The sequence below is a fragment of the Actinocrinis sp. genome, from assembly GCF_035938995.1.
In the GTDB taxonomy this organism is placed as follows: Bacteria; Actinomycetota; Actinomycetes; order Streptomycetales; family Catenulisporaceae; genus DASZGI01.
The window spans coordinates 1-22129 of sequence record NZ_DASZGI010000015.1 but is presented as its reverse complement, the minus strand read 5'-3'; the positions used below and the strand labels follow the sequence as shown (position 1 = coordinate 22129).

General features: G+C 69.1%; 18 protein-coding genes. 13 read left to right on the top strand and 5 right to left on the bottom strand.

All coding sequences use genetic code 11. From position 1 onward, the window contains the following. The first annotated feature begins 41 nt into the window (after positions 1–41). From VGZ32_RS00815 to VGZ32_RS00790, 6 genes are all read left to right on the top strand, one after another. Positions 42–194, top strand: coding sequence for a hypothetical protein (locus VGZ32_RS00815; RefSeq protein WP_326883792.1), 153 nt, complete (start codon positions 42–44; stop codon positions 192–194). Between the two features lie 20 nt (positions 195–214). After that, on the top strand, positions 215–418 hold the full coding sequence (locus VGZ32_RS00810; protein ID WP_326883791.1) for a hypothetical protein: 204 nt from the start codon (positions 215–217) through the stop codon (positions 416–418). Positions 419–596: 178 nt separating this feature from the next. Further along, positions 597–1601, top strand: a complete 1005-nt coding sequence (locus VGZ32_RS00805; protein WP_326883790.1) for a phosphotransferase — start codon at positions 597–599, stop codon at positions 1599–1601. 138 nt (positions 1602–1739) lie between these two features. After that, complete coding sequence (locus tag VGZ32_RS00800; protein ID WP_326883789.1) at positions 1740–4658, top strand: AfsR/SARP family transcriptional regulator; 2919 nt, start codon at positions 1740–1742, stop codon at positions 4656–4658. Beyond that, positions 4659–4781, top strand: a complete 123-nt coding sequence (locus tag VGZ32_RS00795; protein ID WP_326883788.1) for a hypothetical protein — start codon at positions 4659–4661, stop codon at positions 4779–4781. 173 nt (positions 4782–4954) lie between these two features. Continuing rightward, entirely contained in the window at positions 4955–5491 is a 537-nt protein-coding gene (locus VGZ32_RS00790; protein ID WP_326883787.1) for a dihydrofolate reductase family protein, read from the top strand. 153 nt (positions 5492–5644) lie between these two features. On the opposite strand, the gene VGZ32_RS00785 is transcribed toward VGZ32_RS00790, so the two are convergent. Next, complete coding sequence (locus VGZ32_RS00785) at positions 5645–7342, bottom strand: AMP-binding protein (protein WP_326883786.1); 1698 nt, start codon at positions 7340–7342, stop codon at positions 5645–5647. Between the two features lie 773 nt (positions 7343–8115). On the opposite strand from VGZ32_RS00785, the gene VGZ32_RS00780 reads away from it, so the two are divergent. The 3 genes from VGZ32_RS00780 (at position 8116) to VGZ32_RS00770 (ending at position 13687) form a co-directional block, all read left to right on the top strand. Beyond that, entirely contained in the window at positions 8116–9786 is a 1671-nt protein-coding gene (locus VGZ32_RS00780) for a hypothetical protein (protein ID WP_326883784.1), read from the top strand. A 603-nt stretch (positions 9787–10389) separates the two neighbouring features. Further along, complete coding sequence (locus VGZ32_RS00775) at positions 10390–12306, top strand: glycosyl hydrolase family protein (RefSeq protein ID WP_326883783.1); 1917 nt, start codon at positions 10390–10392, stop codon at positions 12304–12306. 295 nt (positions 12307–12601) lie between these two features. After that, on the top strand, positions 12602–13687 hold the full coding sequence (locus VGZ32_RS00770; protein ID WP_326883782.1) for a hypothetical protein: 1086 nt from the start codon (positions 12602–12604) through the stop codon (positions 13685–13687). Positions 13688–13727: 40 nt separating this feature from the next. Here VGZ32_RS00770 and VGZ32_RS00765 read toward each other — a convergent pair whose 3' ends face one another. Together VGZ32_RS00765 and VGZ32_RS00760 are read right to left on the bottom strand one after the other, a co-directional pair. Next, the gene (locus tag VGZ32_RS00765; RefSeq protein WP_326883779.1) at positions 13728–14588 is read right to left on the bottom strand and encodes an MBL fold metallo-hydrolase; all 861 of its coding nucleotides are present in this window, start codon (positions 14586–14588) and stop codon (positions 13728–13730) included. 11 nt (positions 14589–14599) lie between these two features. After that, positions 14600–15037 (bottom strand): tautomerase family protein, encoded by a 438-nt coding sequence (locus VGZ32_RS00760; protein ID WP_326883778.1) that lies wholly within the window; start codon positions 15035–15037, stop codon positions 14600–14602. 215 nt (positions 15038–15252) lie between these two features. On the opposite strand from VGZ32_RS00760, the gene VGZ32_RS00755 reads away from it, so the two are divergent. After that, positions 15253–15975, top strand: coding sequence for an alpha/beta hydrolase (locus VGZ32_RS00755; RefSeq protein ID WP_326883777.1), 723 nt, complete (start codon positions 15253–15255; stop codon positions 15973–15975). A gap of 1 nt (position 15976) precedes the next feature. On the opposite strand, the gene VGZ32_RS00750 is transcribed toward VGZ32_RS00755, so the two are convergent. Further along, on the bottom strand, positions 15977–18781 hold the full coding sequence (locus VGZ32_RS00750; protein ID WP_326883776.1) for an AAA family ATPase: 2805 nt from the start codon (positions 18779–18781) through the stop codon (positions 15977–15979). Positions 18782–18926: 145 nt separating this feature from the next. Then, positions 18927–19556 carry a TetR/AcrR family transcriptional regulator gene (locus tag VGZ32_RS00745; RefSeq protein ID WP_326883775.1) on the bottom strand — a complete coding sequence of 210 codons (630 nt, stop codon included), beginning with the start codon at positions 19554–19556 and terminating at the stop codon, positions 18927–18929. A 109-nt stretch (positions 19557–19665) separates the two neighbouring features. Here VGZ32_RS00745 and VGZ32_RS00740 point away from each other — a divergent pair, with 109 nt between their 5' ends. The 3 genes from VGZ32_RS00740 to VGZ32_RS00730 all read left to right on the top strand — a co-directional run. Next, entirely contained in the window at positions 19666–20571 is a 906-nt protein-coding gene (locus VGZ32_RS00740; RefSeq protein ID WP_326883774.1) for an MBL fold metallo-hydrolase, read from the top strand. Between the two features lie 536 nt (positions 20572–21107). After that, a complete protein-coding gene (locus VGZ32_RS00735; RefSeq protein WP_326883773.1) occupies positions 21108–21260 on the top strand; it encodes a hypothetical protein in 153 nt (50 codons plus the stop codon). 99 nt (positions 21261–21359) lie between these two features. Beyond that, positions 21360–22129, top strand: a 770-nt coding sequence (locus VGZ32_RS00730) for an SAM-dependent methyltransferase (RefSeq protein ID WP_326883772.1), incomplete at its 3' end; no start/stop codon positions are given.

Sequence of the window (22129 nt, the reverse complement as noted above, 5' to 3'; positions counted from 1 at the left end):
CGTCTCTTCCCGCGCACTACCCACAGCGAAACGAGGAAGACATGACCGGAATCAGGGCATGCCGAGCCACCCAGTTCCGATCGAGAGCGCTGGCCACGGGGGCCGCGGTGCTCGCACTCACCGTGTCGGCCGGCGCCGTCGCCTACGCGGCGAACGCCGCGACCACCGCGAACGCGACGGCGGCGGCACGCTGATCCTGCGTCCGAACAGCCCGTTGCACGCCACGCTCTTCTACGCCGTTCCGGACAGCCCGCAAGACACCCTGGAGGTCAGCACCCTCACGCTGGCCATGCCGGACAGGACCTCGCAGACCACGGACTTCCTGTTCCCGGGCGTCACCGACATCTACTCCGGCGGCGTCTCCATCACCTCGTGGACCACGGGGATCGGGCTAGGCCAGGGCGAACAGCGCAACTGACCGTCCGCCCGGGCCTCGCGATCAGCCTCTCAGGCTCCATCCCCAGGGACCCGACCGGCCCCGTGCCGGTCGGGTCCCGGCGTCAGGCCGTGGCGCCGAAATGGCCTGCGCGGACGGCGCAAGTCTTGTCAGAATCGCTCTCGTGGCGAGTCCAGCGGCAGCAAGCACGGTCCCGTGGATGTCGGACGCACGCGGGTCGTGGCTGGGCGACGTCCAGCGATGGGTCACCGAGAACGTAGAAGCGCTGGACCTGGGCCCTAAGGCCGACATCGCGTTCTTTCGCGAGCGCACCTGGGGCGCGGTGGCGCGTGTCGAGACGTCGCAGCGGGTGCTGTTCTTCAAGGCTCAGGGCATCCGCGCACGGCTCGAACCCGCCCTGGTCAACGACCTCGCGCGGCACTGGCCGGGCCTCGGCCCCGACGTTCTCGCCGTGGACGCACAGCGTGGGTGGCTGCTCTTGGCGGACCATGGCACGCCGATGTCGGGCTCACTCGGCCCGGCTGCGCAGGTCCGCGTCTTCGAGCAGCTCATCGGGCAGTACGCCCGGGTGCAGCGTGAGTCATCCGCGCTGATCGAGCGCTGGATCGCCGCGGGCGCGCCCGACCGTCGGGTCGCGAACATTCCCAAGCTGCTTGAACGGCTGCTCGTCGGCGATCTGTGGGGTGCCCTGCCGCTCAGACCCGATCAGTACCGCGCGATCGAGGCGATCCTCCCCGACCTGGTCCGGGTCTGCGACCAGCTCGCCGCGACGCCGTTCGCGGCCGCCCTCGATCACTGTGACATGCACGGCGGCAACGTCCTGATCGGGCGCGGCAGCCCACGTCTGATCGACTGGGGCGACGCGTGTATCACGCACCCGTTCTGCTCACTCTTCGTCGCCTACCAGCACGCTGTCGCGATGATGCCGCCGAGCGATCGCCGCGGCACCGCCCTGCGCCTGCGCGACATCTACCTCGACGCCTGGAGCGATCTTGCGTCGGCGACGGAGCTTCGCACGGCATTCGCCTCCGCCACCTGGCTCGGCTACCTCATCCGTGCGCTGAGCTTCGCCTACATGCTCGACCCGTCTCACGCCACGGGAAAAGACGACGTTGCGCGCTTCCTGATCCGGTGGACGGATACGCACCTACTGCTCGGCCGCGCGGACGAGCTCGTCGAAGCCATCGCGGGCCAGACAGAGTAAGCCCAGGGCTGCTCCGTCCGCCGAGGGCTACCACGCGACCCGTCGCGAGCGCGAAGCCAAGTCCTGTCGCCACGCCGTCGCTCAGAGTGGCGAAGCCGGATAGGATCAGCGGCGATACAGAAAGGGTGGCCGCGCGATGTGTCCGAGAGCGGGGGCGAGGACCAGCCAGCACGCGAGGGGGCCTCGGTGGAGGCGGAACAACTACGGGTAGGGCTACTCGGGCCCCTGGAGGTCTGGCTCGGCGGCACCCCCGTGCCGGTGTACGGGGACCGGGCCCGCGTCGTGCTGGCGACACTGGCGCTGTCCCATGGCCAGGCGATGGCCGTACCGGCGATCGCACAACGCGTCTGGAACGACCAGCAGCCCGCCTCGGTGCACGGGAGCATAGCCAGCCACGTGACACGGCTACGGAGCGTGCTCGGGAAATCAGCGATCCGCACGACGGACACCGGCTATCTGCTCGACATCGCCGCAGATCAGGTCGATGTGCTGCGATTCCGGCGGCTGATCGCGCAGTCCACCCGGGAGCAGGATCCGCAGGCGGCGCGCGCGTTGCTCGCGACGGCGCTGGACCTGTGGCGCGGCGAGCCGCTCGAGGCGGTGGACTCGGAGTTCCTGCAACGTGACGCGGTGCCCGCCTTGGCTGAGGAGCGGCTGCAAGCTCTTGAGCGGCGCATCGAGCTGGACTTGGCCGCCGCGGCACATGCGGACCTGCTCGGCGAGTTGATGGCGCTGACCGCGCGTCACCCGCTGCGCGAACCGTTGTGGCGCCAGTTGATCACGGCGCTGGACGCCTGCGGACGCCATGCCGACGCGCTGGATGCCTATGGGAGGCTGCGCGCGGGCCTGCGCGAAGAGCTCGGCGTTGAGCCGACGGCTGACCTGCAGGAACTGTTTCAACGGCTGCTTGAGGGACGGGCCACGCTCGAATCCGCGGCTGCCACGCCGACCTCCGCGTCCCGCGGCGTCATCGGCGCTGTCCACGAGTCGGCGACCGTGCCGCAAGAGCTGCCCGGCGATGTGCTGGACTTCTCCGGGCGCGTCCTGGAGTTGCACGACCTGCTCGCCGTCGCGTCCGCGTCGGGTTCACCCCCTTCGACGGCCGTGATCGCGGCGATCGACGGCATGCCCGGCGCCGGCAAGACGGCGCTGGCGATCCACGCGGCGCACCGGCTGGCCGCGGACTTCCCCGACGGTCAGCTCTTCATCGACCTGCGCGACGAGCTGTCGGGACCGCAGGGAACTGATCCGCTCGTGGCGCTCGACGTGCTGCTGCGCGCGCTGGGCGTGCCGGGTGAGCGCATCCCCGAGACGCTCACCGCCCGTTCGGCGCTGTGGCGCTCGCGGCTTGCTGGGCGCCGGGTGCTGGTCATCCTCGACAACGCCGTCTCGACCGCGCAGGTAAGGCCGCTGCTTCCCGGGTCTGCGGGGTGCCTGGCGATCGTCACGAGCAGGCGGCGGCTGGCGGAGCTCGACGGCGCGATGCACCTCGCCCTCGACACCCTGCCGCCGGACGACGCGCGGGCGCTGTTCACGCGGATCGTGGGAACGCACCGTGCTGAGGCGGAGCCGCAGGCCGCAGCCGAGGTGGTGGGCCGCTGCGGCTATCTGCCCTTGGCGATCAGGATCGCCGGCGCCCGCTTGACCGCACGACCTGCCTGGAGTGTGGCGGATCTCGCCGCGCGGCTGGAGCAGGGGCGTCGCCGTCTGGCCGAGCTCGGCCGTGGTGATCGCAGTGTCGAGACCGCGTTCGGCCTTTCCTACGAGCAACTGCCCGTCGGCCACCGGCGCGTCTTCCGCCTGCTCGGCCTGCACAGGGGCCCCGACTTCGATACGTACCTCGCAGCGGCGGGTACCGGACTCGACCCAGCAGACGCCGAAGCAGCGCTCGAAGACCTGCTCGACGTCAACCTGCTGCGTCAGCGTGCGCCGGAACGCTACGAATTCCACGACCTGCTGCGCTCCTACGCAGCCGAACGCGCACATGCCGAGGAGAGCGAGAACAGTCGGGAGGAGGCGCTGCGGCGCATGTGCGACTTCTATGCGCACGCGTCCTACACCGCCGACCGCGTGCTGCATCCGCACCGGCCGGATCTCAAGCCTGACTCGCCCACGGACGGACTTCACATCCGCGCGTTCGCCGACATCCCGGCGGCGATGGCGTGGTTCGAGGCCGAACACACCAACCTGCTGGCCGCCCAGCGTGCCGCGGCCGAGCACGGCTGGCACGCCGTCGTCGGACAGCTGGCCTGGACGCTGAGCGTCTTTCACGCCCGGCAGGGACGCCGCCGCGACGCGCTCGCCGTGTGGCGCGCCGCGCTGGAGGCCGCCGACCGCCAGCCTGATCCCGTCCCCCACATCCGTGCCCTGCGATTGCTCGGGCGCGCATACGGCGACCTCGGCCATCACCAGGAGGCGCTCGACCACCTGCACCAAGCGCTGACCATGGCCGAGGGACACGGCGATCTCACCGAACAAGCCCACACTCACCGCACGCTCGCGTGGGTCTGGGAGCGGAAGGGCGACGACCGGCCGGCCCTACGCCATGCGCACCGCGCCTTCGAGCTCTACCGCAGCGTCGGCGAGTCGACCGGCGAGGCCGACACCCTGAGCATGGTGGGTTGGCACGCCGCTCGTCTCGGGGACTACGACAGCGCCCGCGAGCACTGCGAGGCCGCCCTGGCGCTTCACCGACAGCGCGGCAATCCGACCGGCGAGTCGGACACCCTCGCCAGCCTCGGTTACATCGCGCATCACACCGCGCACCATGAACAGGCCATCGAGCTGTACCAGCAGGCCCTGGCCCTGCTGCGCGCCATCGGCAACAGCAACCAGGCCGCGACCACGCTCGACTACCTCGGCCAGGCTCATGCCGCCCACGGTGATCGCAAGCGTGCCCGCGCGGTATGGCGCGAGGCGTTGGAGCTTTACCAGAGCCAAGGGCGCGTCGAGAACGCCGAGCAGGTCCGCCAACTGCTCCGCGCGCTCGAGACAACCGGCGGCGAGGACGACCCTGACAGTCGCTTGGCAGCGGCGTGGAAACCCCTCCTGCTGTAGTTGTGCCCTGATGAGCCTGACATCGGGTCTCCCGGCCTGGTCGACGAATACCGGCTCGTGCACGAGCCGGTGGCGCTCGGCGACGGCTCGGTGTTCCGGATCTACCGTCCCGCCACGGCCTAAGCGCATCCGCGACCGCGACCGCACGAGGCGACACGCCGCCGGGAAGCCCTGCCGACAAAATGCGGGTACGACGCATGACATCCCGACGGCAGAGCCATGACAGCGTCGAATGCTCAAATGCCAGCGGTGCTCACGGGAACCGCTGAGCAGCTGGAACACCCACGGGAGGACCCATGCGCAAGATCATCGCAAGCCTGTTCGTGTCGCTCGACGGCGTGGCCGAGGCACCAGACACCTGGCACTTCCCCTACTTCAACGACGAGATGGGCGCGGCCATCAGCGCGGGTATGGCCGGCAGCGACGCGATGCTGCTCGGCCGGGTCCAGTACCAGGAGTTCGCCGCCTACTGGCCCTCCAGCAAGGACGACTTCGCCGACTTCATGAACAACCAGAAGAAGTACGTCGTCTCCACCACGCTGACCTTGGCGACGTGGAACAACACCGAGATCATCAGCGGCGACGTGCCGGCCCGCCTCGAAGCGCTCAAGGCCTCCGAAGGCCAGGACCTCGGCGTGATCGGCAGCCTCACCCTCGTCGGCTCGCTGCTCGAGTACGGCCTCCTCGACCGACTCCAGCTGTTCGTCCACCCCATCGTGCTCGGCAAGGGCGTCCGCTGGTTCGACGGCCTCGACACCGTCAAGCTTCGCCTGGCCTCGGCCGAGGTCTTCACCACCGGAGTGATCAATCAGATCTACACCCCGGCGTCGTGACGATCCGTCAATCGCCGGACTAAGAGATCTCCGCAGAACCGAGCGGCTTCCAGGCGCATACGGCGACGGCGAGCATGACCACGGTGGTGGCCCAGAACGGCGTAGTCAGTCGCAGACTTTGGGCGACGAGACCGCCGACGATCGCAGCCGTAGTCAGCCGCGCAGCTCGGGGAACTGCTCGTCCCGCCACTCGCTGAGCTCGACCTCACCCTTCGCGGCCCGTTCCTCGCGCCCGCGAAGGTCGACCCGGCGGATCTTGCCGGAGATCGTCTTGGGCAGCTCGGAGAACTCGACCCTGCGCACGCGCTGGTATGGGGCGAGGTTCTCGCGGGCGTGCCGAAGGATCTCGTACGCGGTCCGTCTGGACGGCTCGTAGCCGGCGGCGAGCGCGATGTAAGCCTTGGGCACCGCGAGGCGCAACTCGTCCGGCGCGGGGACGACGGCCGCCTCGGCGACGGCGGGGTGTTCGATGAGTACGCTCTCGAGCTCGAAGGGGGAGATCTTGTAGTCGGACGCCTTGAACACGTCGTCCGTGCGTCCGATATAGAAGATGTATCCGTCGGCGTCCCGGGAGGCGACGTCGCCGGTGTGGTAGTAGCCCCCGGCCATGGCCTCGGCGTTGCGCTCGGAGTCGCCCCGGTAGCCGGTCATCAGGCTCATCGGCCGCCGGGCCAGGTCGACGCAGAGCTCGCCCTCCTGCGCCGGCTGCCCCGTGAGCGGGTCCACGAGGACGATCGGGACCCCGGGCAGCGGCAGCCCCATCGACCCGGGCTTGACCGGCATGCCGGGGACGTTGCCGACGGCGAGCGGCAGTTCCGTCTGCCCGTAACCGTCGCGGATCGTCAGCCCCCACGCCTCACATACCTGGTCCATCACCTCGGGATTCAGGGGCTCCCCCGCCGACATCAGCTCCCGCAGCTGTCCCGGCCCGCCCGACAGATCGGTCTTGATCAGCATGCGCCAGACCGTCGGCGGCGCGCAGAACGTGTTGACCCCGACCCGGCGGATCTGGCCGAGCAGCGCGGCCGCATCGAACCGGGCGTAGTTGTAGATGAAGATCGTCGCCTCGGCGATCCATGGCGCGAAGAAGCAGCTCCACGCGTGCTTGGCCCATCCGGGTGACGAGATGTTCAGGTGTACGTCGCCGGGTTTGGCGGCCACCCAGAACGCGGTCGCGAGGTGCCCTACCGGATAGGACACCTGCGTGTGCTCGACCAGCTTGGGCCGACTCGTGGTGCCCGAGGTGAAGTAGAGCAGTTGCGGGTCCGATGGAGCTGTGCCGGGGTGCTCGGCCGGAGGCACGTCGAGCTGGTACGCATCGCGGTAGGAGACCCAGCCCTTCAGGGTCTCGCCGACCACGAATCGGCCGTATTCGCCGTCCACCGCGTCGAACTTGCCGACGTCCGCGGTATTGACGAGCACGTGCCGAACACCGCCGCGCGCGATGCGGTCGGCCAGGTCGGCGGGGCCGAGCGCGGTGGTCGCCGGGAGGATGACGGCGCCGAGCTTCATGACCGCCAGCATGGACTCCCAGAGTTCGACCTGGTTGTTGAGCATCAGCAGCACCCGGTCGCCGCGGGCCACGCCGTGTGCCGCCAGGTGCGCGGCGACCCGGTCCGAGCGGCGGGCGAGTTCGTCGAACGAGTAGCGGGCCTCGGAGCCATCCTCCTCGACGATCCACAGCGCCGTGCGCTCCACACCGCGGGCGATCGCGTCGAACCAGTCGACGGCCCAGTTGAAGCGCTCTCCGAAGTCAGGCCAGGCGAACTGGGAGACCGCCGTCCGGTAGTCGCGGGAAGAGGCCTGCAGGAAATCTCGCGCGGCGCGGTACCGCTCGGTCGTCGACTCCATGTTCGTCAGTCCTCCGCGGGTCGCTGGGCGTGCGCTCGATACTCCCGTTGTAACTGGAAAGTATCGCCCGGCGGCGGAACGGTGGACCCCACCGCCGGGCTGTCGAGCACAACCTGAGCGATTGTCGTGCCGTCGCGCGAGTTCCTCTATGAGCCGCTCGCCTTCGCCGCGCTGCTGCTGATCGCCGCCCTGTGGGTTCGCCAGCGCACGCAAGCGTTATCAGGGGCCACCGACGAGCAAGCTGACCGAGCAGGAGCGCGCCGACCTCGACGACGATCTCGGCCAGCTGTGACCGCAGCACGACGCGGCCCCACCAGGCGTGCCATAGATCGGACGAATTGATCTGCGAGTGCGCGCCGCGCGCCCGACGGCATCCGGCCCTCACAGCCCCGACCAGCCATGAATAGGCAGAAAGCACAGTACAGGAAGCAGCTCGCGGTCACAGTAGTGATCGGTGATGCGTAAAAGTCACACGACACTCCCACAAAGGTCGGCTCTTTACGCTTGACAGAGCGCCAAAGCGGTGGAACCTTCTGTTCACAGCACGGCTCTGACAACGATGTCAGACCCTCTGGTCGGATCCAGTGCCCAACGCCGGCGGCAATCCGCTTGCGCGAGTTGGGCTCTCTGTCGTGCGGGGACCGGAGGTGCCGCGGCGGCCTGCCCACGCCGCCGCTCCACACCTGAGGAGCATTCTCATGCGCCGAATACGCGAAAGAACAGGAAGAGACCGCGCCCAGTTCTCAGTCGTCATCTCGCACCTCACCGCACACGTGAGCGCCGTACGTCCGACCCGTTCGCACCGGCCGACCCGCACCGTATGGGTACGGGCCCTGACCATCGCCGGTCTGCTGACCGCCTCGCTGTTCGCGGCCGGCGGGGCCGCGCACGCCGACTACACCGCCTCCAACCTGCCGGACTGGGCGATCGGCCCGTTCACCCGGCAGCCGCAGCCCAACCCGAACCCGGTGCTGACCCCGGAGGCCGGCGCCTGGGACTCCCAGCACGTGCTCAACCCCGGCGTGGTCTACCGCAACGGCCAGTTCGACATGCTCTACCGCGCCGACGGTGGCGGCCCGGACGCGATCGGGCTCGCCACCAGCACCGACGGGCTGAACTTCACACACAACCCCAACAACCCCGTGCTCACCGGCAACGTGCTGCCCGAGGAATCCGGCGGCGTGTTCGACCCGCGGCTCTACGAGATGAACGGCACCTACTACGCCTTCATCGAGGGCTACAACTGGTCCGTCAGCCCACCGCAGACCATCATGGAGACCACCTCCACCGACCTGGTCCACTGGACCACCGCGGTACCGATCGTGCACACCAACTACGACCCCGCGGTCGTGACCGACGGCAACGACACCCCCGTGCTGATGAACACCCAGTACGGTCCGCGGTACGTGATGTACTACGGCGACGCCGACCCCGCCAAGGGCCGCTTCGTCGCCTACTCCACCGACATGAAGACCTGGACCAACAACACCGCGTTCGACATGCACTTCCCCGCTGACTACAGCCCGTGGGAGATCTGCATAACGGTCACCAACTACCAGACCGTCCAGAACGGCCCGGTCAACAACAATGTCCTGATGTTCGTGGCCGGCACGCTGATGGCCCACGGCCGCTGGTACTACGCCATCAGCGAGGTCGAGTTCTCCAGCAGCAACCTGACCCAGCAACTCGGCCAGCTCACCGACACGGCCTTGAGCCCCGCCATGCCGTACGAGATCAACGGCCGTACCCCGAACACCGAGTTCATGAACTCGATCCTGTTCCACAACGGCCAGTGGTACATGTACTACGGCGCCGCCGACACGGTGATCGCCCTGGCGACCGCGCCGCTGCGCTCCGGCAGCCAGGCGCCGTTCAGCTCCACCAGCTTCGAGACCGGCCAGCGTCTGCCGGACTGGGTCGACGAAGTGGACAACGGCGGCGGCCAGAGCGGCGGGATCAGCAACGTCGACGGCTACCCAGGCTACGGCCTCACCGGTCCGGAGACCGGGACGCGCATGGAAACCACCCACTCCGGAAGCACGGCGCTGATGTACTCCGGCAATGCTCTGGGCGGTGCCACCGACTACGCCTACACGCAGGTCTTCGACACCTCCGCCCATCCACCGACCATCGACGCCAACACGACCCTGTCGTACTGGATCTATCCGCAGAACTCGAACAACAGCAGCTGCGTGGCGCTGGACATGATCTTCAGTGACGGCAGCGCCCTGCGCAACCTCGGCGCGGTCGACCAGAACGGCAACCGGCTGCACCCGGCCGGCCAATGCGGCCACCTCGCGCTGAACCAGTGGAACCTGGTCACCGCCAAGATCGGCGCTGTCGCCGGCGGCAAAACCCCGGTGCGCATCGACCTCGGCTACGACCAACCCGGCGGCAGCGGCAGCTACCGCGGCTACGTCGACGACATCAGCCTCACCGGCTGAGGCCAGCGGACCGCACGCACCGCGGGTCCGTGATCTGCCAAGCGTCTCCGTCAGCTCCACCACCCCGGAACCAAGGAAGACACCTACACCTGCAACGGCAGCACCAGCGAATACTGGACGACTCGGTAACCGCACGCGCCGCCTGTGAGGCAGTCCACGACTAGAGGAGCTATGGCCCGGCGGGTGTGCAGCGACACCCCGCCGGGCCATTGGCGTCCGCCTCGGCGATGGTGATCAGCCCAACGGCGCGCCCGCTGGGGCAGGTAGCGATCCACGTGGCGATCACTGCGTCGACCGCCTGACCGGCTTTGATCCTTGGCGACGACCTCGACGGCACAGACGTCCGTCCTCAGGATCTCGTCTCGGTTGAATATCCCCCGCACGGCTCGTACGGATAAGCAGACGCCGACGGCCCGAAAACGTTGACGGCCCGGCAGGCGCCGCTTATCGTGTCGCACGACTTTCAGGCATCTAATCAGAGTTCACACTTGTGAACGACGAGGCCTGGAGTCGAAGTCGGCCACTGCGTGTCGGCGATCCACACAGCGGGGCCGCCTCCGTCAGGGGTCGAAGACATCCGGTCCGAACAAGGGGTGGTTCGCAATGCACTTTTCGCAACGCCGCAACCCGGCAGACGACCGCCGCCGGCCCCGCGCCGGCGCCGGGCTGCTCGCGGCGGCGGTGGCCGTCGTGACCGCGACCGTCGCCGTGCCCGCCGTGGTCGGATCCGCGGCATCGGCCGCGACGCCGCCGGTGGTGACCATCGCGCAGACGACCACCGGCACCTCGCTGACACCGGGCTCGATCGGCCTGTCCTACGAGGCGTCCGACCTCGCGCTGCCCGCCTTCACCTCCGGGAACCTGGCCTCGTATCTCAAGACCCTGGGGACCTCGGTCATGCGGATCGGCGGCAACACGGTCGACGAGACCTTCTGGACCTCCAGCGGCGAGACCGCGCCGCCCTGGTCGATCGCCACCATCACCCCGGCCGACCTGACCGCGCTGAACACCCTGGCCAAGGCCAGCGGCTGGAAGGTGATCCTCGGCGTCAACCTGAAGCACTACGACCCGGCCCGGGCGGCCGACGAGGCGGCGCACGCGGCCTCCGCGCTCGGCTCCTCGCTCCAAGCGATCGAGATCGGCAACGAGCCCGACCTCTACTCGCAGTACTCGAACAACACGGCGCAGTTCTTCACCGACTTCCAGGCGTACGTCTCGGCGATCACCAACGCGGCGCCCGGAATCCCGATCGAGGGCACGGACGCGGCCACCTCGCCGACCGGCTCGTTCCAGAGCGCGTTCGTGTCCGCGCAGCAGGGACTTGCGCGCCCTGACATCGTCGAGCTGACCAACCACTACTACCCGCTGAGCGACTGCAGCGCGAGCGACAACCCGACGATCGCGCAGCTGCTCGGCACCACGGTACGCAACGGCGAGACCACGTTCGCGAACGCCCTCGTGAGCCAGGCTGCGAAGTTGGGCGTCCCGGCGGCGATGGACGAGGGAAACTCCGTGGTCTGCGAAGGCATGCCGAACGTCAGCGACGTGTTCGCCTCGGCGCTCTGGTCGGTCGACGACCAGCTCGCCCTGGCCCGCCAGGGCGTGTCCGGCGACTACATGCACGGCACCATCCTGCAGTGCGACACCGGCAAGCCGCTGTTCATGTTCTACACGCCGCTGTGCGCGCCGACCGCCGCCGACGCGAGCGCCGGGATCCTCGCCGCGCAGCCGGAGTACTACGGCCTGGCGACCGTGCACGCGCTTGGCACCGGCAACTTCCTGAACGTGACGAACCCGATCTGGCAGACCGTGCGCGCTTACGCGGTCCAGCACGCGGGCGGCACGATGACGGTCGTGCTGGACAACGTCACCGACCCGGCCAGCAACGGCCCGACGACGCTGCAGCTGAGCCTCGGCGCGAACTTCACCTCCGGCAGCCGGTTCGACCTGACCGCGCCCGGCGGCCTGACCGCGAAGACCGGCATCACGCTCGGCGGCCAGAGCGTGCAGTCGAACGGCTCGCTCGCCGCGCCGACCACGACGCCGGTCGCGGTGAACGGCAGCACCCTGACCGTCACGGTCAACGCGGGCAGCGCGGCCGTGATCACGCTCGGCCAGGCGAGCGGCGGCACGACCACCACCTTCGTCGGCGGCCTGTCCGGCAAGTGCCTGAGCGTCACCGGCGCCTCGACCGCGAACGGCGCGCTCGCCGACATCAACACCTGCGACGGCAGCGCGAGCGAGAACTGGACGGCGAACGCGGACGGCACGATTGTCGGCAGCCCGTCCGGCAAGTGCCTGGAGGTGGCCAGCGCCTCGACAGCGGATCGCGCGCAGGTGGACATCTCGACGTGCACCGGGGCGGCGAACCAGCATTGGACGGTCAACAACGGCGGCACGATCGTCGGCGCGCAGTCAGGCAAGTGCCTGAGCGTCACCGGCGCTGCGACGACTAACGGCGCCGTCGCGGACATCTACACCTGCAACGGCAGCCCGAGTGAGAACTGGAGCGAGCGGTAGCCTCGTAACCTTCGCAGTTTGATTCGCAGCCCACGGTCCCCGCCCGGCATACGGGGGCGGGGACCGTGGACTGCGAATCACCCGCGTGCTGTCGCACGTTCGGTGTCTTCGAGGGTCAGGTCGGTATTGCTCTTGACCGTCAAACGCCACAATGCGCCCGCATGACGAGCTTGACTCACAACAGAAACAGATATAAACAAGGCGAAGGCAACAATTAATCGGCGACATGACCACATGACGCCACGTCCGGGCGCACTGCATCACGTGCCGCTCGCGCTGCCCGGGGAGGGCACTCGTGAAGCGCACACAGCAGCACCGACCAGGGCTCTCGCAGCAGGCGCAGCGCATGACCGCGAGCGTGCGGCCGCCGGGTGTGACGATCTCGCGCATGGACACGCTACGCCGCCGAGGTCAACCGGACGAGGCCGTCGCGTTCCTGCGCGAGAACCTCACCGCCGACCCGGCAGCAGCCGTCGGCCTCCTCGCCCTTCTGCGCGCGGCGGCCCGCATCGACGACGCCCGCCTGCTGCTCGAACTCGCACGCAAAGGCGGCCCAGCCTTGTGCAGTCAGGTCGCCCAAGCCCTCAGCGACGCAGGCGCCGACGACGACGCGCAGTATCTATTCGGCGCACTCGAACAGCTTGACCTCGGCACTGTGATCAGCGTCGTGGCGCCCCACAACGGCGAACGCGACGCAGCCGCGCAGTCCGTTTCCGGTACACGCGCACCGGGACTCGACCGCAAGCCGCGCAATCCCGAACCATCGCAAAGCACGAACGCCATGCTGGACGTACTGCTGCGCCACCCGGCGGACGAGTTCGTCTCGACAATCGCCCAGCTGCGCCACCAGCAGCGGCCTGATGAAGCGCGCATGCTCCTCGACGTTCTATGCCAGGCCTCGCCCGAGAAGTCCGTCGCAATCGCGCAAGGACTGGCCCAGCGTGGCCTGATGTCCGATGCGCACTTCGCGATCGACTCCTACGCGATGCGTGCCGGACCCTTCGAAACAGCTTCCGCATTCGTCACGCTCGCGCGGTTCTGGCCCGAAGCCGCGGCGGTGAACGCGATGGCGATCGCAGATCGGCAGGACGCCGTCGCCGTGATCCAGATGCTTGAGGACGTCGGCCGACAGTACCGGCGAACCCGGCCGTTGGCAGAGCTAGTACGAATGCTGCCAGCGAAGAGCCTCGCGCGGCTCTGCCACGCACTGTGCAGCGCGGAGACGTACGACCAGCTCGACGCGATCTTGACGCAGTGTGCCGAGCGCGCCGACCGCAACGAACTCTGCATGGCGCTCTACGAACTCGATCTGCACTCCGCGGCATACCACCTCGCCGCCCAGCGCACCCAGTCCACCCGACCGCCTTCGAATCAGTCGTAGACGAGGTCGACCCCTCCCGCTGGCGATCGCAGTTCGGTCGTCAGCCGCGCTTGGCGACCGCCTTCCTGGCTCCGAACCAGAGCACCCACGGATTGTCGCGGTCCCCGTGCAGCTTCAGCATCGCGGCGAAGATCTCTTCGGCCGTCTCCTGCTCTTCGACGATCCGGGTGAAGTCGCGCAGGTACTGCCTGCTCTGCTCGATGGTGTCGGGGATGTCGGGCGCGCCGACTCGCTTGTGCCCGGAGACGACGGTGGTGGGGTTGAGCGCTTCGACGGCGTCCAGGCTGGCGAGCCACGCCTCGCGGGAGACGGCGTCGGTATAGGCGGTCATCATGTGCACCTGGTTGTAGACCACGTCGCCGGCCGCGACCGCGCCGATCGACGGGACATACACGATCGACGAGTGCTCGGTGTCGCCCTGGCCGATGTCGATGATCCGCAGCTCGTGGCCGTCGAGCTCGAGCTCGTCCTCCTTGAGCAGGCCGGGAAGCACCGGGACGTCGGGGATCTCGCCGGGGAAGATGCTGCGCCAGTACCTCTGCGTGCCCTGGTCCGTCGCCTCGAAGCGGGCGTGCTCCAGCACCTCGCCGGTCGCCAGTCCGCGAGCGTCCGGGAAACGCTCGAGCAGCCGGGCCAATCCGATCCAGTGGTCGGAGTGGCCGTGGGTGATCAGGATCGCGGTCACGCGCTTGCCGCGGCTTTCGACCCAATCGGCCAGCGCGTCCACCTGGTCGAACGTGATGAGCGTGTCGACGAGCACTGCGTCCCGCTCCCCAGCGATCAGCGTGCTGCTCATCGGCGACCACATCGACTCGACGCCCGGAGTCGGCGGTTCGGCGCTGACGAACGGGCGCATGGGCGCCACGTGAACCTCGACGCTCAGTCCTGCTTCGGCGGTCATGGCGAGAATCCTTATGGGTTGTTGCGCACGATCTGCGCGAGTTGGGCGCGGGCCGCGGCGACGAGCTCGTCATTGGTGTTCGCGTGTCCGGCGATGCCCCATCCCCCGTCGGGGGCTTCGGTCAGCAGCACCCAGGTCCGCTCCGCCAACGAGGGGTTGCCAGCCGCGCGGGCAACCAGGTCGGTCAGCTGCCGCACCACCGCGAGCTGCTTATCCCGGTCGAGGGCCGCGGCGTTGGTGAGGACCTGAACCCGCACGTGGGTGCTGTCGCCGTCCACGTTGGACAGACAGTCCGCGGGCAGATCGTGGATGAAGGCGGCGGTGTTCTGGCGGAACAGCGGGATGTCGGGCACCTGCTCGATGGCCATCAGCGTGGCGGCCAGATCCCGCGCCAACTGCTTGGTATCGGCGAACGTTCCCGCGGCGGCATACACATCGATCATGGGCATTGGGGGCTCCTTGTGTCCCGGTACGGATAAGGCGGCCCGAAGCGGCGCTTCCGGGGATCGCGCGAGCCCCGCCAGTCTTGATCAGCTACCGCCCGCGTGTCCCTCACCTGAATAGGTGAGGGACCGAGTCGCGCCCCTGCTGTGACCCTGGAAGCACGTCTGCTCGCCCGCAGCCCGCCGCAGTGCTCGGCCTAGCCAAGGAGCGTGTATCCCCCATGACCGGTCCCTCCTCCCCCACGGTCGTACTCGTCCACGGCGCGTTCGCGGACGCCTCTGGTTTCGCGGGCGTGATCCGGGAGCTGACCTCCTCGGGCCACGACGTGGTCGCCCCGCCCAACCCGTTGCGCGGCCTGGCCTTTGACGCCGCCGCCCTCGCCGCCGCCGTGCGCGCGATCGACGGCCCCGTGCTGCTGGTCGGCCACTCTTACGGCGGCGCCGTGATCAGCCAGGCCGCTGCCGACTTGGACAACGTCACCGGGCTGGTCTACCTGGCCGCGTTCGGGCTCGACGTCGGCGAGAGCTGCGCGAGCGTGCAGGGCCCGTTCCCGCCCTCGCTGCTGGCCAAGACCTCCTACCCCACCCCGTACGACGCCCCCGGCGCAGCCCATGGCCCTGACCTGTACATCGCCAAGGAGCAGTTCCGCGAGACGTTCTGCGCCGACGTGCCGGTCGACACCGCCGCCGTGATGTACGCGACCCAGCGCCCGCTCTCCCTCGCCGCACTGACCGAGAACGCCACCGCGGCGGGATGGAAGACCAAGCCGTCGTGGTATCTGGTCTCTGAGAGCGACAACGCCATCCCGCCGGACGCGGAGCGCTTCATGGCCGACCGCATGGGCGCCACCACGCAGACCATCGCCGGCTCGCACACCGCTTTCATCGCGCAGCCGGTCGCCGCCGCGAATTTCATCAAGCTGGCGCTGACCGCGGCCGAATGAGCTAAACCGCCGTGATCTGGTCGTGGTACTGATTGCCCAGCTGCGCCCGGGAGCGCACGTCGAGCTTGGCGAAAATGGACCGGGCGTGGGTGCCGACAGTGTTCGTAGACACCCCGAGGTGCGCGGCGACCCGCTTGTTGGACTGCCCGGCACCGATGAGCCGCGCCACGGTGCGCTCGGTCTCGGTCAGCGCCTCCCAGCCGACCGCGTGGGCGGGAGCGGCGGTGACCCAGTCGGCACGCCGGACCCCTGCCCTGCGCAGGGACTGCTGGACGCGCTGCAGCGGCCCGGTCGCTCCGGCCTGCCGATACGCCTCCCATGCCTTGTCCAGCTGGGCAATGCCAGCAGCACGCTCTGGCCCGCCAAGCAGATGATTGCCGAGGTCTTCGCGGGCCGCGGCCAGCAACAGCGGCCGGGGACCGGCGGCCAGGACGTCGACCGCGCGCTGGAGCAGGGCCCCGTCTCGCCGGGCGAGGCCCTGGATGTGCACTGCGATGCCTTCGAAGCTGGCCACGCCGGGGTTCTTGGCCGCGCCGTACTCGGCCAGCGACTGCACCTCTTTGACGAACACCGTGTCGTCCGCGGCGAGTCCGATCCCGGCCACGATCGGCAGCCAGCCCGGCTTCCACGGCCAGGCGTCCGTTCCGGCGTGCGCCGACTGCACCAGAGACGACAACAACTGGACCGCGGCGGTCGGCGCACCTCCGGCCGCGGTGAGCCAGGCGCGGGTCAGCAACAGCGGCGGCGCGTGCTCCTCGTCGGCGGCGGTCGGCCCGTTTCCGTCGAGGGCGAGTTCGCGGCGGGCGTCGTCCAATCGCCCGCGGTGTAAGGCGACCATGCTCATGATCGACGCCGCCTCCAGCTCGCACATCCGCGAGCCGAGTTCGCGTGCCAGTGTGAGCAGGGTCATGGCCCCCGCCTCGGCGTCGTCCAGCCGGCCGAGGTTGTAGTCCCGCCAGATCTGCGCGTAGAGCAGCGACGGCAGCACCGAGGCGGGGTGCCCGGCCGACTCGCTCCAGGCCTGCTTCAGCAGCGCCCCGGCATCGCGGTAGCGGTCCAGGTGCTGAAGCGCCATGATCTCCTGCGCGAAGTACACCGGCTGAGACTCGGCCCGCAGCTGCCGGAAATATCTCAGGGAGCCGGCGTGGTCGGCGCCGTTGCGGGTGATCTCGGCCAGGGCGTGCAGCGCGGTGACGCGGGCCTCGCGATCGTCGAGACGCTGGGCCTCGGCCAAGGCCCGCTCGGCCTGCATGCGCACCGTCGCAGTGCCCTGCAGCCGGGATTCCACGAGCGCCTGAAGGGCCGTAAGCCGCGCACGCATCGCGGCGGTCAAGTCCGACCTGGCGAGCGCCGCGGCACACCGGGCCGATGACGACTCCCAGCGGCCGGCCAGCCACAGCGCCCTGGCCAGCGCGAGCTCGATCCGCCCCACGGACTCCCCGTCGTCCAGGTGCGCCAGAATCAGATCGCCGACCGCGACGGCGTCGTCGCAGCGTTGCACCACGCTCAGCACCCTGACACACTGCTCGCCGAGCAACAGGTACGGCGGATCAGTGGGCTTAAGCGCCCGGAACGCCACCAGGGCCAGTTCAGCGGCGGCGCCGGGCGTGGCCGCGGCCAGATCGACGGCAGACTGCATGACCAAGGCTGCACAGCCGGTCTGCCCCGGCTCGATTCCCTCCCGGGCGTGGGCGGCGATCACAGCGCTCTCGGCGCCGACCGACTCGAGGCGCTCCGCGCAACGGCGGTGCAACGCACGCCGGGCCGGCTCGGTCAGATCGGCGTAAAGGCTGTCCCTGACCAGCCGGTACCGGAAGGTGATCTTCCCATCTCGACGGTCGAGTACCCCGGCGTCGAGGGCGTCGTCCAGCGCGGCCGCAGTGTCCAACGCTGACGCGCCGACGAGCGCTTGGGCGTCTTCGAGGGTGCAAGGCTGGCCGAATACGGCGGTGACGTGGACGAGTTCCACGGTCAAAGGGCTGAGACTGAGAAGCGTGCGGTGCAGCGCCTGGGCCACCTGCCACGGGACGGGTGCTGGCGCGGCGCCCGGCGTCTCGGCTGGCAGGAGGGAATCAATGATCTGCGTGGCGAGGAACGGATTGCCGTCGGCGCGGGCCAGCAGCTCGGCCGCGTCGTCCGGCAGCGGTGAGCCGATCCGATCGCGGGCCATGTCGGCCACCGCCTGGCCCGACAACGGCCCAAGGTCCAGGTGTTCGGCGGCGGCCTGGGACGCCGTCGACACCGCCAGGTCCGTCAGGACGCTGTCGTCGGTGCGTCGGCCGATCAACAGCCAGACCAAGGGGCAGGACGCGAGGCGGAACGGCAGCGCCCGCAGCAGGAAACGGGTGAGCTGGTCGGCGCGCTCGAGGTCGTCGAGCATGATCAGGGTCGGCCCGGCGGCGGCGACGGTCTCCAGCCGGTCGCTGACCGCTTCCAGGAGCAGCAACGGCTCGTCGACGAGCCTTACCAACTCGGCGATGTCCGCGCCGGACAGCAGGGGTTCCGGGCCCTGCCGCAGGGCGATGAGCAGCGGCGCTCCCGGGGAGAGCTGTCCGATGGCATCCGCGCTGGCCGTGAGGCAGCAGAAGCGCAGCGAGGCCGCCTCGGCGAGGATCGCGTTCGCCAGCGCCGTCTTGCCCATGCCCGGATCCCCGGTGACCAGCAGGATTTGACCGTGGCCTGCGCGGGCGGTCTGGCGCAGCTTCCCCAGCGCAGCCATCATCTCGTCGGACCGGCCGCGCAGAACTACGTTCGACGCTCGCGGCGCACGCCGCACCACCGGGGTCTCGGCTGGTGTTCGAACCACTCCACGATGCTAGTCCGAATCCGGTCGAATTCACGGATACCTGTCAAACACCGCTGCCTATCAAGCATAGCTACCGTCAAACAACGGTCTACCAGTCGTGCTCTCGGCGGCCGACGGTGCGGGCGGCGACGCGCCGTCGCGCTTCTCAGCCGCGATGATCGTCTGGTTGTTCGAGGGCTGTCTTGAGCAGCACAGCGGCCGCGGCGCGCGCGTCGTCGATGACGTCCGTGTCGTTGCAGGTGGCGGCCAGTGCGTTGGCTCCCTCGTAAACCACGGCGAGTTGCCTGGCCAGGCCGCGCGCGTCGACGACCCCGGCTTCGGCCGCGACGGCCGCGAGGCGATCGAGGAAAGCCCGCTTGTGCTGCTGGATGAAGCGAGCCACCTCGGGCATCCCTCCGGCGGCCTCGACCGCGGCGTTGTGGAACGGGCAGCCGCGTACCGCGCTGGGCGAGCGCAGCATCGCCTCCAACGGATCGAAGATCGCCAGCAGGCGCTCCGCAGGAGGCAGGTCTTCCCGGCCGAGTTGCCGTTCGGACTGGAGGGCCCCGTCCGTCTCGAATCGGCGCAGGTACTCCTCGATCAGCGCGTTCTTCGATTCAAACTGCTGATAAAAGGTGCGGGTCGAGACATGCGCGGCCTCGACGAGGGCAGCAATCCCGGTGGCGTGGATTCCCCGCTCGTAGAACAGCTGCCCGGCCGCCTTCAGGATCCGCTCGCGCGCGCCGCGACCGCCGCCGACCTGCGGGGCCGGGGCCTGCGGCTTCGTCGTCTTCATGGCTACAAGTATAGCGAACGCTTTACCTCGATCCGCGCCCGTGATACGGTCCGCCTCAGTAAAGCGATCGCTTTACTTCTTACCGATCAATGCGCGACCGAGGAGAACCATGTCCACCCCCGATACCCTCGGCTACGACGTCTTCGTCGCCGACCCCCTCCCGCAGAACGCGTCCGAACCGCTGCCGAACGGCGAACCCCACGTCTTCCAGCCGCTCGCGGTCACGCTGATTCACGGCGAACGCGACGCCGTGCTCGTCGACCCGCCGCTGACCGAGGAGCAGGCCGCGCTCGTCGGCGATTGGGTGCAAGCGAGCGGCAAGCGGCTCACCCACATCCTCGTCACGCACGGACACGGCGACCACTGGTTCACCGCCGACGTGCTGGCCCGGCGCTTCGGCGCCCGGGTGGTCGCCACCGCCGCGACCATCGCCCAGATGCACGGCAACGTCGCCGCCCGCCCGCTGCTCTGGGACAGGCTCTGGCCCGGCCAGATCCCGCCGTCACCGGTCACCGCCGTCGCCACCCCCGACAACCACCTGACCCTCGAGGGGCACGAGGTGCGCCTCGTCGAGGTCGGACACACCGACTCCGACGACACCAGCGTGATCCACGTGCCCGACCTCGGCCTCGTGGTCGCCGGCGACGTGCTCTACAACGGCGTGCACATGTTCGTCGGCCAATCGGCCGGCGGCGGACTGGACGCCTGGCGCACGGCGATCGACCTCGTCGAAGCGCTCGAACCGCGGTGGATCGTGGCCAGCCACAAGGACAAGGACCGCGACGACGATGCGACCCGCGTGATCGCCGAATCCCGCCGCTACCTCGACGACGTCGAAGACGCGCTCGCGAAGTATTCCACCGCGACAGACTTCTTCCACGCCATGCTCGAGCGCCATCCCGAGCGCCGCTTCGGCGCGACCGTCCTCTGGGTCGGCGCCAAATCGCTCTACAACCTGCGCGAACTCGGCGGCGACCCGCTGCAGCACTCCGCAGCCGCCTGGCTGTCAGCCTGATCGACAACCGACGACCTGACAGCGTTCGAACACGGAGACCGATTCATAAGTCAGACCACGACCGAACCTGCCACTCGAAGACCGGGCGAATCCCTCACCTGAGTGGGTGCGGCGGGGATGGCGTGGCGCTCGAGGAGCCAGCGTCGCCATAGCGAAGCAGGCCCCGAACTCTCACCGGTGTATGGCGTTTGAACACGGGTTTCGTGAGAAGCCACCGCGCACGGGGGGCGAGACGGTGGCTTACCACATCGACAGCCGGGCTCGCCGACGATCACGATGGAGATGGCGCCTCGGCGCCCCCGTGAGAAAGGACTGAGCGGCCACCGCAAGGCGTCAGTCCCGCCTACGACATCACCTGCGTCCGTGTTTTCGCACGGGCGCAGGTGACCGTCGGGGAAGCGGCCCGAGATCAGTCGGGCACCGCCGGGCTCCGCCGATCATCCGTGGCGCGGGGTCGGGTGAAGATTCAAGTGCACGGCTGACGCAAGCCGTGGTCACGCAAGCAGTTCGACAAATCGACAAAGTGAGGAAACACCATGTTCAAGCGCATCATGGTCGCCGCCACCACCGCAACCGCAATCGTCACCGGCCTGGCCCTCGCGGGTGCGGCGAACGTTCCCAGCGCCATGGCCGCCGCGGTCCATCCGCAGTGCGGCGCCAGTAACTGGGTTCAGGGGTGCGACTGGTAGGTCGGTCGCGCGACCCAGCCGTACGGCGAAACCGACTTCGTTACCCACGGATCCGCCGCCGGGCGCCAGGTAGGCTGGCGCCCGGCGGCGGATCAACCCATGGTGACGGAGGCTGATGCGGTCATGGCGGCAGACCGGCCCGTGTGGGCGCCCAGCGACGTGGCGCTCGATCAGCCGAGCGTGGCGCGGATCTGGGACTGGTTTCTCGGCGGCTCGCACAACTTCGCGGTGGACCGCGAGGTGGCGCGCAAGACCCTGGAGCTGATGCCCGAGGGTCCGGCGATGGCGCGGCTGAGCCGGGCATTCCTGCGGCGCGCGGTCACGTACTGCGCACACGCGGGGATCACGCAGTTCATCGATCTCGGCTCGGGCATTCCCACCGTGGGCAATGTGCATGAGGTGGCCCGGCACGTGACGCCGGACGCTCGCGTCGTGTACGTGGATGTCGACCCGGTGGCTGTAGCGCACACGCGGCAGATGATGGCCAGCGACGAGCGTACGGCGGCGGTGCAGGCCGACCTGCGCGATCCGGCGCGGGTGCTCGCCGCCCCAGAGCTGCGCGACCTGCTGGATCTGGACCAACCGGTCGCGCTGCTCATGGTGATGGTGCTGCACTTCGTGTCCGACGCCGACGATCCGCGCGGGACACTGGCGCAGTACCGCGACGCGCTGGCACCCGGCAGCGCGCTGGTCATCGCGCACGGCAGCCGCGACACGGAAGGCATGCCGGCCGATCACCTGCACGCCGCGCGGCAGATGTACGAGCGGCAGGTCAGCTCGGTCACGCTGCGCACCAGGAGCGAGGTGCAGGCACTGTTCGCCGGGTTCGACCTCGTCGATCCCGGCGTGGTGTGGGTTCCCGAATGGCG

Bases quoted from the DNA above. Each gene is read 5' to 3' on its own strand.
- VGZ32_RS00815 (WP_326883792.1), top strand. From the start codon at position 42: ATGACCGGAATCAGGGCATGCCGAGCCACCCAGTTCCGATCGAGAGCG.
- VGZ32_RS00805 (WP_326883790.1), top strand. From the start codon at position 597: ATGTCGGACGCACGCGGGTCGTGGCTGGGCGACGTCCAGCGATGGGTC.
- VGZ32_RS00790 (WP_326883787.1), top strand. From the start codon at position 4,955: ATGCGCAAGATCATCGCAAGCCTGTTCGTGTCGCTCGACGGCGTGGCC.
- VGZ32_RS00785 (WP_326883786.1), bottom strand. From the start codon at position 7,342: ATGGAGTCGACGACCGAGCGGTACCGCGCCGCGCGAGATTTCCTGCAG.
- VGZ32_RS00775 (WP_326883783.1), top strand. From the start codon at position 10,390: ATGCACTTTTCGCAACGCCGCAACCCGGCAGACGACCGCCGCCGGCCC.
- VGZ32_RS00765 (WP_326883779.1), bottom strand. From the start codon at position 14,588: ATGACCGCCGAAGCAGGACTGAGCGTCGAGGTTCACGTGGCGCCCATG.
- VGZ32_RS00760 (WP_326883778.1), bottom strand. From the start codon at position 15,037: ATGCCCATGATCGATGTGTATGCCGCCGCGGGAACGTTCGCCGATACC.
- VGZ32_RS00755 (WP_326883777.1), top strand. From the start codon at position 15,253: ATGACCGGTCCCTCCTCCCCCACGGTCGTACTCGTCCACGGCGCGTTC.
- VGZ32_RS00745 (WP_326883775.1), bottom strand. From the start codon at position 19,556: ATGAAGACGACGAAGCCGCAGGCCCCGGCCCCGCAGGTCGGCGGCGGT.
- VGZ32_RS00740 (WP_326883774.1), top strand. From the start codon at position 19,666: ATGTCCACCCCCGATACCCTCGGCTACGACGTCTTCGTCGCCGACCCC.
- VGZ32_RS00735 (WP_326883773.1), top strand. From the start codon at position 21,108: ATGTTCAAGCGCATCATGGTCGCCGCCACCACCGCAACCGCAATCGTC.